The sequence below is a fragment of the Micromonospora sp. NPDC047793 genome (genome assembly GCF_040642635.1).
Taxonomy (GTDB): domain Bacteria; phylum Actinomycetota; class Actinomycetes; order Mycobacteriales; family Micromonosporaceae; genus Micromonospora.
Window position 1 is genome coordinate 147,856 of sequence record NZ_JBEYSG010000012.1, and the last position, 14,117, is coordinate 161,972.

General features: G+C 73.2%; 11 protein-coding genes. 10 read left to right on the forward strand and 1 reads right to left on the reverse strand.

The features are described 5' to 3' along the window. The first annotated feature begins 120 nt into the window (after positions 1–120). Positions 121–1,665, forward strand: a complete 1,545-nt coding sequence (locus ABZ738_RS22750) for a S8 family serine peptidase (protein ID WP_357216085.1) — start codon at positions 121–123, stop codon at positions 1,663–1,665. 12 nt (positions 1,666–1,677) lie between these two features. Next, entirely contained in the window at positions 1,678–2,874 is a 1,197-nt protein-coding gene (locus ABZ738_RS22755) for a S8 family serine peptidase (protein WP_357216088.1), read from the forward strand. A 7-nt stretch (positions 2,875–2,881) separates the two neighbouring features. On the opposite strand, the gene eccCa is transcribed toward ABZ738_RS22755, so the two are convergent. Beyond that, positions 2,882–6,874, reverse strand: coding sequence for a type VII secretion protein EccCa (eccCa, locus tag ABZ738_RS22760; protein WP_357216155.1), 3,993 nt, complete (start codon positions 6,872–6,874; stop codon positions 2,882–2,884). Between the two features lie 185 nt (positions 6,875–7,059). Between eccCa and eccD the strand changes: the two genes are divergently transcribed. From eccD to ABZ738_RS22800, 8 genes are read left to right on the forward strand one after another with little or no spacing between them, the layout of a single operon-like run. Further along, a complete protein-coding gene (gene eccD, locus ABZ738_RS22765; RefSeq protein WP_357216091.1) occupies positions 7,060–8,457 on the forward strand; it encodes a type VII secretion integral membrane protein EccD in 1,398 nt (465 codons plus the stop codon). 5 nt (positions 8,458–8,462) lie between these two features. Continuing rightward, positions 8,463–9,860, forward strand: a complete 1,398-nt coding sequence (gene eccB, locus ABZ738_RS22770; RefSeq protein WP_357216094.1) for a type VII secretion protein EccB — start codon at positions 8,463–8,465, stop codon at positions 9,858–9,860. Positions 9,861–9,918: 58 nt separating this feature from the next. Beyond that, the gene (locus ABZ738_RS22775) at positions 9,919–10,218 is read left to right on the forward strand and encodes a hypothetical protein (RefSeq protein WP_131053794.1); all 300 of its coding nucleotides are present in this window, start codon (positions 9,919–9,921) and stop codon (positions 10,216–10,218) included. A 28-nt stretch (positions 10,219–10,246) separates the two neighbouring features. Further along, positions 10,247–10,543, forward strand: coding sequence for a WXG100 family type VII secretion target (locus ABZ738_RS22780; RefSeq protein WP_131053793.1), 297 nt, complete (start codon positions 10,247–10,249; stop codon positions 10,541–10,543). A gap of 13 nt (positions 10,544–10,556) precedes the next feature. Continuing rightward, a complete protein-coding gene (locus ABZ738_RS22785) occupies positions 10,557–10,880 on the forward strand; it encodes a hypothetical protein (RefSeq protein ID WP_131053792.1) in 324 nt (107 codons plus the stop codon). Between the two features lie 45 nt (positions 10,881–10,925). Then, positions 10,926–13,286, forward strand: a complete 2,361-nt coding sequence (locus tag ABZ738_RS22790) for a hypothetical protein (RefSeq protein WP_357216099.1) — start codon at positions 10,926–10,928, stop codon at positions 13,284–13,286. 14 nt (positions 13,287–13,300) lie between these two features. Beyond that, positions 13,301–13,771, forward strand: a complete 471-nt coding sequence (locus tag ABZ738_RS22795) for a YbaB/EbfC family nucleoid-associated protein (protein WP_357216102.1) — start codon at positions 13,301–13,303, stop codon at positions 13,769–13,771. Further along, complete coding sequence (locus tag ABZ738_RS22800; protein ID WP_131053789.1) at positions 13,768–14,103, forward strand: hypothetical protein; 336 nt, start codon at positions 13,768–13,770, stop codon at positions 14,101–14,103. Before ABZ738_RS22795 ends, ABZ738_RS22800 begins: the two co-directional genes overlap by 4 nt. Positions 14,104–14,117 lie beyond the last annotated feature (14 nt).

Consider the following 14,117-nt stretch of genomic DNA (forward strand, 5'->3'; position numbering starts at 1 on the left):
TAGCACCGTCGAACGAACCCTGTGGATCACCGACCACACGTGTGGTGAACCGGCCCGGCCCGGCGTGCGTAGTGCAGGCGTCGACGTGAGGTGGACGCACCCGAGTGGAGGAGGCGGTCGGTGACGGCACAGCGGCGTTCGTGGACCCGATGGTGGTGCCGGCTGCTCGTGCTGGCTGTCGTCGCGTCGATGGTCGCACCGCATCGGGCGGTCGCCGCCCCGGTGGAGACCTATGCCAAGTACTACGTCGTGACCTCGTCCTACCAGGGCGAACCGGAACGACTGTCGGTGATCACACAGCGGTTCCTGGGCACCACCGCACGGACCACCGACGTCCTGCACCTCAACGCCGGCCGGGTACAACCCGACGGCGGTCGGCTCACCGACCCGGACAAGCTGCGGGCGGGCTGGATCATCGTGCTGCCGTGGGACGCCTACGGCGAGGGAGTCCGCTACGGCATGCTCTCCTCGGTCGGCGCCCCCACCACACCGACCCCGGGCAGCCGACCGGCGACCGCCCCGAGCCCGGCACGCTCCCCGGCGCCCGGCACCGGCCGCTGCGCGGTCACCGCCGGCCCCCAGACCGGCTCGGACTGGGCACAGCAGGAGTTGGCGGCCGAGCAGGCGTGGAAACTCACCGAGGGCGGCGGTGTCCTGGTCGCGGTGATCGACTCCGGGGTGGACGGCAGCCGTGCCCCGCTCGGCGGGCGGGTCACCACCGGGGTCGACATCGTCGCCGGTGACGAGCGTGGCGACGTCGACTGTCTCGGATCGGGCACCGCGATGGCCGGCATCATCGCGGCCCGCGACGACGCAGACGGCTCCGGCGGCGGCGTCGCCCCGGCCTCGGCCGTGCTGCCGGTGCGGGTGGTGACGACGACCCCGCAGTCACGGGCCGCCGACGTCGCCACCGGCATCGAGGTCGCCGTCTCCGCCGGCAGCACCGTGATCGCCCTCGGCGGCTACGTCGACCCGGCCGCCCCGGAGGTGGCCGAGGCGATCCGTACCGCGCTCGCGCACGACGTGGTGGTCGTGGCCGGCGCGTCGACCGACACCGGCGCCGCGACCGGCCCCGACGACGCGGACGGGCTGCTGCGGGTGGCCGGCGTCGGGGCCGACGGCCAGTTGGCCGCCGACTACCGCAGCGGTGGGGTCGACCTGGTCGCCCCCGGTATCGACATCGCCACCCTGGTCGCCGGTAGGGACGGGACGCGGGCCAGCAGCGGCACCCAGTACGCGGTCGCGTTCGTGGCCGGGGCCGCGGCGCTGGTCCGGGCGGCACTGCCCAACCTCGACGCGGCGGCGGTGACCCACCGGCTGCGGGTCACCGCGAACCCGGCCGCCTCGCGCGTCCCGGACCCGCTGACCGGCTTCGGCATGGTCGACGCCGGCGCCGCCGTGACCGCGACCCTTCCCGAGGAGGAACGGCACGAAGGGCTCGCCACCCTCGCCGACGACGCGACCCCCGGCCCGGCAGCGGTCGCCGCGCTGGTGGTGCTCCTGCTGGCCGCAGCCGCCGGAGGTCTGGCCTGGTGGTCACGGCGGGCCCGCAACCGGTCTGCCGACCCGCCCCCGGGTGACGGGCCCGGCCACGACGACCCGCACCGGCACGACGACGACCCGACGGCCCGACCGCCGAGGTCGCCGGCCGACCGGACCGGCTGAGAGGAGACGGCGGTGCCCGTCGGACGAACGGTCTCCCGAGCTGCGCTCGGCACGTGTGTCGTGGTCACGGCGCTGGCCGTACCGGCGGCTCCCGCCCAGTCCCGCCAGAACGAGCCGCCGGCCCTGCCGACGGTGACCGACGGCTGCGTCGGTGCGTCGCCGGTCACCGCCACCGGGATGCCGTGGGCGGTGGCCCGACTGGGTCCGTCGGCGGCCTGGCCGCTGACCCGCGGCGCCGGGGTGACCGTGGCCGTGGTCGACAGCGGGGTCAGCGCCACCGCGCCGGCCCTGCGGGGAGCGGTGACGGCCGGCCGGGACGTGACCGACGCCGGTCGGGCCGACCGGGACTGCCTCGGCCGGGGCACCACGTTGGCCGGCATCGTCGCCGCCCGCCCGGTCAGCGGCACCGCAGTGGTCGGGATCGCCCCGGCGGCGACGGTGCTGCCGATCCGGATCACCGGTCGCGACGGGCGGGTGCCGCCGACCGGGCTCGCCGACGGGATCCGGGCCGCGACCACCCTCGGCGCCGACGTGATCCTGGTCGGCACCGGCCGGCCCGGCACCGACGACCGGCTCGCCTCGGCGGTCGCCGAGGCCGTCGCCCGCGACATCGTGGTGGTCGCCGCCGTCGACGACCGGAGCGCGCCGCCGTCGGCCACCGCCGCACCGCCCTGGTATCCGGCCGCGTTCCCGCAGGTCCTGGCCGTCGGCGGGATCGACCCGGACGGCGTACCGACCGAGGACAGCCCGCCGTCCGCCAGCGTCGACCTGGTGGCACCCGCCACCGGCGCGGTCAGCGTCGCACCCGCCGGCCCCGGCCACTACCGGGTGGGCGGACCCGCCGTCGCCGCCGCGTACGTCGCCGGGGCCGCCGCGCTGGTGCGGTCGTACCGGCCGGAGCTGACCCAGGCGCAGGTCCGCGACCGGCTGCGACTGACCGCCGAACCACCGTCGGCACCGGGCGACCCCCGGCTGGGCGCCGGCACCGTCGACCCGTACGCGGCGGTCACCACGATCGACCCGACACTGGCCGACACCCCGACCCGCGAACCGGTACCACCCGCCGTCCTGGCCTCGGTCCCGGCGCCCGATCCGGCGGTCCGTCGCGCCGCCGTGGCGACCACCCTGCTGCTCCTGTCGACCGCCGTGGTACTGCTCTCGATCGCGGTCCTGCGGCGCGGCCGACACCGCCGGTGGAACCCGCGCTGACCACGGATCATCCGGCGGCAGCGGCCACCGCCCCGGCCGGCGGCGACAGCTCCGGCGGCGGCGTCCACGCGGTCTGGATCAGTCGATGCCCCCGGCGGGTGCAGAGCAGCGCCCGCCCCGGCGGCAGGATGCGCGGCTTGGTGTTGCCGAGCAGCGGCCCCTCCGACGGCGGACAGGACAGCGCCAGGTCAGGGCTGTTCGTCTCCTGCAGACGGCGGATCAGCGGATCCATCGACATCCGCATCACCCCGGCCGCACCTCGGGTCAGGACCAGGTGGAAGCCGATGTCGGTGCCCTGCGGCAGGAACGGGATCAGTGGCGCGAGCGGGCTGTCGTGCCCGGCGAGCAGGTCGTAGTCGTCGACCAGGACGAACAGTCGAGGCCCGGTCCACCAGTCCCGGCGACGCAGTTGCTCCGGCGTGACGTCGGTGCCCGGCATTCGGCTGCGCAGCCCCTCGACCGCACTGGCCACCGTCTCCTTCGTGGCTCCCGGCGACACCGAGTACCCGAGCCGGTAGGGGGCGGGCACGGAGTCGAACAGCCGACGACGGTAGTCCACCACCATGATCCGGGCCTCCTTCGGCGTGAACCGCCGGGTCACCCCGTCGACCAGCAGGCGCAGCAGACTGGTCTTGCCGCTCTCCGTGTCGCCCAGGGCGGTCAGGTGCGGCACCTCCTCGAAGTTGTGCCAGACCGGCTGCATCCGCTCCTCGTCGATGCCGAGGGCCACCCGCAGGTCGCCGTCCGGCGGCGGCAGCTCGCCGGCCGGCAGCAGGGCCGGCAGCGTACGCACCGGCGGCGCGGGCGGCCCGGCCCAGAAGTCCCGCACCGACGCGGTCAGGTCGCGGGCCCCCTCGGCCACGCTGTCCGCGTCACCGCAACCGTCGATGCGCGGGAGCCCGCCGAGGAAGTGCATCTTCTGCGCGGTCAGCCCCCGACCGGGCAGGTGCGGCACCGTGGCCGCCAACCGCAGGTCGATGGCGGAGTCGACGGCATCACCGAGACGCAGCTCCAACCGGGTGCCGAGCTGGTCCCGCATGCCGTGGTGCACCTCGGACCAGCGGGCGGCGGTGAGCAGCACGTGCACCCCGAAGTTCAGCCCCCGCGCGACGATCTGCCGGATCGCGGTGTCCGCGGCCTCGAACTCCTGCCGCAACGTGAACCAGCCGTCGACCACCAGGAACACGTCACCGTACGGGTCGTCGGTGATCGTGCCCTCGGCCCGCGCCCGCCGGTAGGTCGCCATCGAGTCGACGCCGAGACTGCCGAAACGCCGCTCCCGCTCGGTGACCAGGGCGCCGATCTCCGCGACGATCCGGCTCACCCGGTCGATCTCCAACCGGCCGGCGACACTGCCCACGTGCGGCAGGTCGGCGATCGTCGACAGCGTGCCCCCACCGAAGTCCAGACAGTAGAACTGCACCTGCGCCGGACTGTGGGTCAACGCCAACGCGCAGATCACCGTACGCAGCAACGTGCTCTTGCCGCTCTGCGGACCACCGGCGATGCCCACGTGCCCACCGATGCCGGCCAGGTCCACCACCATCAGCTCACGGACCTGCTCGAACGGTTTGTCCACGAACCCCACCGGCACCGCCAGACGCCCGGCACCGGGCCAGTCCGCGGCCCGCAACCCGGCCTGCGGATCCGGGGCCAGCGCCGGCAGCAACTGATCCAGGGTCGGGGCGGCGGCGAGCGGTGGCAGCCACACCTGATGTGCCGGCGGCCCCTGATCGGTGAGCTGGGAGACCACGACCGACAACACGCTCGGCGCCGCCACGTCCGCCACGTCCGCCACGTCCGCCACGTCCGCCACGTCCGCCACGTCCGCCACGTCCGGCGTGACCTCCGCCGCCGAGGGCACCCCCACCGGAGTGCGGTACGGCACGTGCTCCAACAGATACGGCACCAACTGCCGCTGCACCACGTCCTGCCGGGACCGCACGGCCCTGGGCCGGTGCGCGCCGGAGACGTACGCGGCCTTGAACCGGATCAGCGTCGACACGTCGGTCCGCAGGTAACCGTTGCCGGGCTGACTGGGCAACTCGTGCGCGTCCGGCACACCGATCACCGACCGCGACTCCATCGACGAGAACGTCCGCAGTCCGATCCGGTACGACAGGTGCGACTCCAACTGCGCGATCCGACCGTCGTCGAGGCGCTGACTGGCCAACAGCAGATGCACCGCGAGCGACCGCCCCAACCGGCCGATCATGACGAACAGGTCGATGAAGTCACGGTGTGCGGCGAGCAGTTCGCTGAACTCGTCGACCACGACGAACAACGTGGGCAACGGATCCAGCGGAGCTCCCTGGGCGCGGGCACGTTCGTAGTCCAGCGCCGAACTGTAGCCACCGGCCTGCCGCAGCAGCTCCTGCCGGCGGACCAGCTCCCCGTGCAGGGCGTCACGCATCCGGCTGACCAGCGCCGCCTCGTCGGCCAGGTTGGTGATCACCGCCGAGGTGTGCGGCAGCCGGTCCAGCCCCAGGAAGGTGGCACCGCCCTTGAAGTCCACCAGGATCAGGTTCAACGTCTCACTGGAGTGCGTCGCCGCGAGTGCCAGCACGAGGGTACGCAGCAGCTCGCTCTTGCCCGAGCCGGTCGCCCCGATCAACATGCCGTGCGGGCCCATCCCGCCCAGCGCCGACTCCTTGAGGTCCAACTCCACCGGCGCGCCGTCGGAGTCGACGCCGATCGGCACCCGCAGCCGGTCGGTCGCCGACCGGGGTGCCCAGGCGGCGTCCAGGTCCAGCCGGCTCAGGTCGGCGACCCCGAGCAGCGCCCCCAGGTCGAAGTCGGAGTCGAGCGCCTCGGCGGCGGGCTCGGCGGCGACACCGAGCCGGTACGGCGACAGGATCCGCGCCACCGCCCGGGCCCGGGCGACACTGAGCCGGTCGGCGCGGGCCAACGGCGACCGCTTCTCCCGACCGACCGCGTCGTGCCGCACCATCTCCAGCCGGTCCTCGACCAGGTCGAGCCAGAGCAGATGCCGGGGCGTACTGGCCGGCGCGGTGCCGATGTCGACCAGCACCGCGTTGCGGTACCCGCCGGAGGCTATCCGGGCCCCGGTCGGGATCCGCCCACCGTCACACACGACCAGCACGTACGGCTCGTCGCGACTCGGCGTGGCACCCTGCTCGTAGCGCGGCCGGGCGAGGAAACCCTCACCGAGCAGCCGCTCCACCCCCTCGATGCTCTCCGCGACCAGCCGCGTGGGCCCGGCCGCGTCCTGCTCGACCGGATGCTGGACGTGCGGCAGCCACTTCGCCCACTCCCAGTCGGCGGTACCCTCACCACCCAGACACAACGCGAGCACCACCTCCTCGGGCGCGTGCAGTGTCACCAACTGAGTGATCATCGCGCGCAGCACCGCACGGACACCGTCGGCGTCACCGGTGAACCGGATCAGCGCGAAACCACGCAGGAACACCGCGACCGGCTGGCCCTCAAGCGTGCTGTACGCCTTGATGAAGCGGCGCAGCGACTTCGCCGACAACGGCTCCAGATCCTCGATCGGCTTGGTCTGCAACGGCACGATCGGGGTGGCCAACCGCGCTCGGCCGGTGCCCAACCGCACCTCCAGGAAGTCCGGATGGCTGGCCCGCCGCTCCCACCGCCGCGACGTCATCGCCACCGACCACAGCGCACCCGGGTCGGGATGCCGCCAGGCACCCGCGTCGCGCTGCTGCGCCACGGTGCGTCGCACCCGGCGGCGGTTCTGGGCCAGGTACCGCAGATAGTCGCGGCGGTCGCCGCCGAGCCGACGTTTGCGATCACCGCCGGAACTCATCATCAGGCCGATCAGCATCCCGCCCATCGCGACCACCATCAGACCGATCATCACCCAGGTCATCGCGCCCCGGCCGCCACCGACGAACATCAGCATCATGACGCCGGACATCACCATCATCGGCATGATCGTCATGACCTGACGCAACCCACCGGACTGCGTCTCGGGCAGCTCGGGCGGCTCCTGGAGACTGATCTCGCCCGCCGGCATCTCCGGGCCGTTACGCCGCGCCGGTCGCCGGAACACCACTGTGGTCACGGTCCGCCCTCCCGTCCCTGCTGCGGACCGCCCGACCGACCGCCCGCGCGCTCCTACTACGCACCGATCCGGGCGACGGGTCAGAAAAAATTCCGCACCCGCGTTGAACCGCCTCGAAGACGGCCCGTAGAGAGGGCATGACCATCGCCGTTGGTGAGCAGATGTGCCGACTGGTCGTCTGCGGACCGGACCGGCAGATCGAGCTGGCCGTACCCGCCCAGGTGCTGGTCGCCGACCTGCTGCCGGCGCTGCTGCACCACCTCGGCGAGGACCTGGCAAACACCGGTCTGCTGCACGGCGGCTGGGTGCTGCAGCGCCTCGGCGCACCACCGTTCGACGAGGACGGCACCGTCGCCTCCCTCGGCCTCCGCGACGGCGATACAGTGCACCTGCGCCCGCGCGCCGAACAGATCCCGCCGGTCGACTTCGACGACCTGATCGACGGCGTGGCCACCGGCGCCCGCGCCCGGTCCGGCCTGTGGCAACCGCAGATGGTGCGCTGGGCGGCGCTCGGCGTACTCGGGGTGCTGCTCGGCACCGGCGTCGCCGTGCTGACGGCACCCGGCCCACCCGTACCCCGCCTGCTCTGCGCGGCCGGGCTCGCCCTGGGCTGCCTGGCTGCCGCGTTCGCGCTCACCCGCGCCGTCGGTGACCGGGCCGCCGGCACGGTGTTCCTGGTCGCCGCCGTCGCACACGCCGGCCTCGCCGGACTGCTGGTGCCGGAGACCGGCCGCCCCGACGCCACCCTGACGGTGGACGGCCCCCGGCTCGTCGTCGCGGCGACCGCCGTGTTCACCACCGCCGCCCTCGGCCGGATCCTGCTCGGCCGGGCCGGTCCACTCTTCGCCGCCGTCCTCACCGCAGCCCTGTTCACCGCCGCCGGCGCCGCACTCGCCGCGTTCGTCCCGATGAACACCGTCCGGGCCGCCGCCGTCGTCGCGGTCGCCGCCACCATCGCCGGTACGGCCGTCCCGCTTCTCGCGTTCCGCCTGGCCGGACTGCACCTCGAACCGCTGCCCGTGCAGCCCGAGCACCTGCAGGACGGCATCGACCCGGAGCCGAGCGAACCGTTGCTGGCCCGCACCGTCACCGCCGACCGCTACATGACCGCGCTGCACACCGGCCTGGCCGCCGTCACGCTCGGCGCCCTGACGCTGGTCGGCGCCGCCGACGGCTGGGCGGCACCGACCCTGGTCGTCCTCGTCGCCGCCGTACGGCTGCTCGCCGCCCGCCCGATGACCAGCGCGTGGCACCGGCTCGCACTGTGCGGACCAGCCGTGGTGGGACTGGCCACGGTCCTGCTGCACGTGAGCACCACCGGCACCGGCTGGCCGCGCCTGCTGGTGCCGGCCGTCCTGGTGCCGATCGGCGCGGCACTGCTGGTCACCACCGCCCGAACCCTGCCCGGTCGACGGCTCATGCCGTACTGGGGACGCATCGGCGACCTGACCCACACCCTGGCGATGATCGCGGTCTTCCCGGTCCTGCTCGCCGTCCTGGACGTCTACGCCTTCGCCCGGGCGTTGGGCGGCTGAAGGCCGTGCAGTCACGTCGGGACCAGGTGCAGGCCCAGTCGTACGTGCTGGGTCGACTCACCGGTGCGCTGGTGGCGGGGGAGCCGGAGACACCGGAGAACCCGCACCGTCGCATCCTGGTCGGCAGCCTCGCCGGACTGCTGGTCGCCGCCCTGGTCGTCGCCGGCTTCGCGGTCTACGGATTCCTGCGCCCCGGTGGCGCCGACAGTTGGCGACAACCACGACAACTCGTCGTCGAGAAGGAGACCGGCAGCCGGTACGTCCTCGTCGACGGCACGCTGCGCCCGGTGCTCAACTACACCTCAGCCCGGCTGATCTTCGGTGCCGCTCCCAAGGTCGTCTCGGTCTCCGGCCGCTCACTGGCCGACGTGCCACGAGGCCGCCCGCTCGGCATCGTCGGCGCCCCCGACGCCCTGCCCGCACCCGGAGCGCTCAAGGGCACCGCCTGGCACGTCTGTGCACCGGCCACCCGGGACGGTGCGGGCACCCAGGCCACCACGACCACCCTGGCGGTCGACCGGTCGACGACCGACACCCTGCTCCCCGCGGACCAGGCGATGGTCGCCCGCGTCGCGGCCGGTCCGACGTTCCTGGTCTGGCAGGGGCGCCGCTTCGCGTTGACCCGCGACTGGCTGAGCCGGGCCTTCGGCTACGACGGCGTACCCGTCCTGGTCGAGCCCGGCTGGCTGGAGCAACTGCCGGTCGGCCCGGACCTCGCGCCGGTGCCCGTACCCGACCGGGGCCGACCGGGACCGGAGGTGGACGGCCGTCCCACCCGCATCGGTCAACTCTTCGTGGTCCGCGTCGCCGGCCTGCCCGAACGTCACTACCTGCTGCACCGCGACGGGCTCAGCCAACTCGGCCCACTGGCCCACGGCCTGGTGGAGAGCGACCCGGACACGGCCCGGGCGTACCGGCCCGCGCCGGTGGCACCGACCGCGATGAGCCCCGCCGCGCTGGCCCGGTTGCCGGTCTCCGCCCAGCCGACCGTCCCCGCCGACCTGCCACCCACCCCGCCGACCCGGGCCGATGCCGGGCCGGGCCGGGTCTGGTGCGTGCAGCACACCGACGGCGGCGGCATCGGGGTGACGTCACGACCACCCCTGACCGCACCGGCCGCCCGCACCGTCGACGGCACCGGGGTCACCCGCACCGCCCAGACGGCCGGTGCGGTGTCGATCGCCCCCGGGGTCGGCGGTCTGGTCCGGCTCGGTCGCCCCGGTCAGCTTCCCGGCACCGGCTACTTCCTGGTCACCGATGCCGGGATCAAGTACCCGCTCGCCGACCCGTCCGTCGCCGAGGTCCTCGGCTACCGCCCGGACGGCGCGGCGACGGTGACCAGACCCCTGTTGGACCTGCTGCCGACCGGACCGCTGCTCGCCCCCGAGCTGGCCCGCAGATGACCGGCGCCGCGACCGCGACGGCCGGACGGACCGGACACCCGACACGAAGGAGAGCGAGATGCCCGCACAGAACGAAGTAGACGAACAGACCATCCGCCAACTGCTGTCGGCGTTCGAGGTGGCGATGGCCAACTGCAACGCCGCCGACGCCAGCGTCGATGCGGTCAACTCGTCGATGCAGTGGCACGGCGAGGCCCGCACCCTCTACGGACAGGAGCTGTCCAACTGGCGTGGCGGCCTCAACCAGGTCCGCAACGGCCTGGAGATGCTGCGGACCGCGATGGGTCAGTACCTCCAGGCGACCAGCAACGCCGAGCTGGAGACCTCCTCGCACTCCCGCTGGTACCAGGGCGACTGATCGCCCCCCACGACGAAAGGAATCCCCGATGGCCACCTACGGACTCAACCCCGACGGACTGCTCGGCAGCGGCGAGGAGTTGCGCGGCGTCACCCGGTCGATCGACAACGCCCTCGACGAGCTGAACGCCGTCGTCAACCGGTTCATCACGATGAACCTCGGCGGTGCCGCCGAGTCGTACCGGGCGGCGCAGACCGTCTGGGAGGGCGGGATGACGACGATGAACAACTCGCTCGGCTCCGGTGCCGTCGCCATCGACCGGATCCGCGAGACGTACCAGGTCGCGGACGCACAGGGCGCGGCCCTGTTCCAGGGCAACCTCTGAACGGGGTACGAGAATGCCGATCCACGTCGACGACGGGATGCTCAACGACTTCGTCGCCGTCAACATGACCCTGGCCACGCAGGCGCCCGGTGCTGCCCAGGGCCCGATCAACAACCTGGTCATCCGTCCCGGACACGAGAACTTCGTGGTCGGGCAGACCCTCGCCAACCTGATCCGCACCAACGGCTCCGCGATCCAGGCCCGGCTGGACGAGATCGGCACGCTGTCCGCCACCCGAGGGCAGCAGTTGCGGGCGTTCATGGCGCTCACCGACGGTGCCGAGACGCTCAACGAGATGTCGGCCGCCGAGTTCGGCAGCCGACTGCCGGCCTTCTGACCACCCTCGGGCCCGGGCACGACCTGCGCCAACGGAAGGAGCAACATGACCCAGCCTGGTGACGCGTTCACCGGCAGCCGGTCCATGGAGTGGATGCCGGCGTTGCGGGACGTGCTCGGGTCCGAGGAACAGGCGGACCCGGGGGTCGCGGCCCGCAACACCTGGATCCAGCTCGACACCTCGTTCTGGCAGGTGACCGAGAACGGCAACCAGAGCCCGTGGAACCACTGGATGCCCGGTGACCAGGAGGGCTGGAACCGGATCACCCTCTATCGCAAACGCCGGCACGGCGGCCGGGACTCCCGGATGTACTTCCAGCTCATCCGGGGCTGGGTCACCTTCTTCGAGGGCGGCGACGACTCCCCGGCCAGCCATTCGCAGCGGACGGTGAACGCCAGCGGTCCGATCGTCTCCGGCATCCGCGCCAACCAGTTCCTGGACGCCCAGACCTTCTCCGACGCCGCCCACCTCTACTGGCAGGTGACGGACTGGCTGATGAACGGCGGCCAACCGGCCGTCCGGGCCGTGGTCGACCGGATCGACCAGGACCGGGCCGGCTTCGACGGCACGGCCGCCGACGCGTTCGTCTTCGCCATGGCCGACATGGCCCGGACCATGCTCTATCTCAAGGAGAACATCACCGAACAGGGTGACTGGGTCCAACTGCTCAACGACAACAGCACCGCGATCGGCACCTTCAAGACCGCGATGGAGAACGCCTGGAACGCGTTCGTCGCCTACCGCTACCACGACCCGAACTGGCTGGTGTGGGAGGTGCTGCGCGCCATGGAGCGCCAGGTCGACGAGCACGACGCGCGGACGAGCAGCGGGACCTGGACGGCCGGGCCCGAACAGCCGTGGACGTTCTCGTTCCCGGACCAGGGTCTCGGCACGTACGACCTGATGAGCAACGACGGCTGGAACCAACTGAACGACGCGATGAAGTCGACCTGGGTCAGCAACCTGGAGGCGTTGAACCTCGCCTCGGTCAACGCCACCCAGGCGCTCATCACCAGCTTCAACCTGACGATCCAGGCGATGCGGCGCGGGGTCTTCCCGCTGTACCGGGGCGTCTACTACTCGCCGCAGGACGACAACCCGTTCGGCAACGGTCCGAACAACCCGTTCGGCAACGGGCCGGGCGGGGGCGGCTCCGGCGGCTCCGACTTCGGCGGTGGTCCTGGCGGTGACGAGTTCGGCGGCGCGAACATCGGCGGTGGCGGGAACGACGGCGGCTCCGGTGGGGCGGAGTTCGGGGGCGGTGGCGGCGGCTCGGGCGGCGCGGAGTTCGGTGGCGGCGGCTCGGGCGGCGCCGACTTCGGCGGTGGTCCGGGTGGTGAGGGCTTCGGCGGCGCGAACATCGGCGGCGGTCCGGGAGGTTCCGGTTCCAGCGGATCCTTCGACCCGTCCGGCCTCGGTGCCGGGGGATCCGGCGGCGGTTCGGGCGGAGCGTTCGGCGACGGTGGCGCGAGTGGGGGGTCCACCGGCGGGCCGTCCGCCGGTGGATTCGACCCGTCCGGACTTGGCGGCGGCGGATCCAGCGGCACTGTGGGCCTCGACGGGCTGGGCGGTGGTACCGGTGGTGTCGGCAGCGGCGGCGCGGTCGGCCCCGGCACCCTCCTGCCGGGCCTGGGCGGTGGTGTCGTCGGTGGTGCGCCCGGTGGCGGGACGTCCGGCGGCGGTTCCCGGCCCGGTTCCGGTGGTAGCGGCGGCCTGGGCGGCCTCACCCCGCCGAATCCGTCCGGCGGTGACTCGGGTGTCGTCGGCGGGCCGGGCCGTGACGGCTCGGCGTCGGGCGGCGTGTCGACCGGCGGTAGCGGCGGCCTGGGCGGCCTGACGCCGCCGCCCACGTCATACCCCTCGGTCGTCGACCCGGGGGCGGTCGGCGGTGTGGGTTCCGGTGGCTTCGACTCCGGCGGCTCCTCGGCCGGCCTCAACGGCGGTGCCGTCATCGGTCCGATCGGCGAACCACCGCCCGGCTACGTGGCGGGTTCGGCGCTACCCGGCTTCGCCGGTGTGGCCGGCAACGGCACCGGCGCGGTCACCAGTGGCGGGTTCCTGGCCGGTGCACCGTTCGGACCCGCTGGGGCAGCCGGCGCCGCCGGCGCCGGGATACCCGGGGTGGGCGGCATGGGCGGCTTCCCGATGATGCCGCCCATGGGTGGCATGGGACAGGGCGGCGGCCGCGACACCGACAAGGACCGCGAACGGAGCACCTGGCTCGCGGAGGAGGAAGAGGTGTGGGGCACCGATCCCGACTGCGCCCCGGCCGTGATCGGTCGCGACGACCTCGACGAGGCGGACTCCGGTGAGGGTGTGCGTCCCGGCCGGTCGAACGTGCCGTCGCGTGGCCCGGGATCGCCGTACGGCCCGACGCACCGGGACACCACCCGGCGCCGGAACTAGGAGGAGGTAACGACATGCCCGGTCCGATGCAGGACCAGATCGAGCAGGCGTACGCCGAACTGGCCGCCAGCCAGGCGGCGATCGCCGACGTGCAGTCCCGTCTGGACGGCTCCGAGACGAGCGTGACGTCGAAGAACCGGGTCATCACGGTCACCGTCAACAGCCGTGGCGATCTCGTCGACATCCGGTTCCTGAGCCGGTCGTACCGCAGCATGCCGTCGGCCGAGCTGGCGACCCTGCTCGTCGACACCATCGGAGCGGCCCGACAGCAGGCCCAGGCAGCCGTCGCCACCGCGTTCGCCGCAGTCCTGCCGCCCGGGATGCCGGTCCTCGACATGGTCAACGGAGAGGCCGACTTCGAGTCGATGATGCGCGACGCGATCCGGCTGGTGAACGACCCATGGCCCGGCGCCGATCCGCCCCCGTCCCGGCCGACCGGGGCAGCGGCGGCAGACAGCGGTGACGGCGCCGGGAGCCGACCGTGAGCGCCCCGCTGTCGGCGGACACGGACCGGCTGCGCCAGGAGGCGTTCGCCGCCTACTTCGCCCACATGCAGGCGGTCGTCGAGACGTTCGAGGGTGAGGTGGGTGCGAACACCCCGGTCGTGCTCAGCGTCCGCGGCGAGGTCGACGAGGCGGTCGCCGCCGACCTGGACCGCGAGTTGCCGCTGGCGAGGTACGTGCTGACCGGCCTGCGGGAGCTGGCGGTCGGCGACGGCAGCCGCGTGGCGGATCTGGCCGCGTTGCTGGCCAGGTACGAGGCGGAGAACGGGGATACGGCGACCGGCTGGTCCGGCAACGGTCCGGTGCGTACCTGACGGTGCCGGACCGG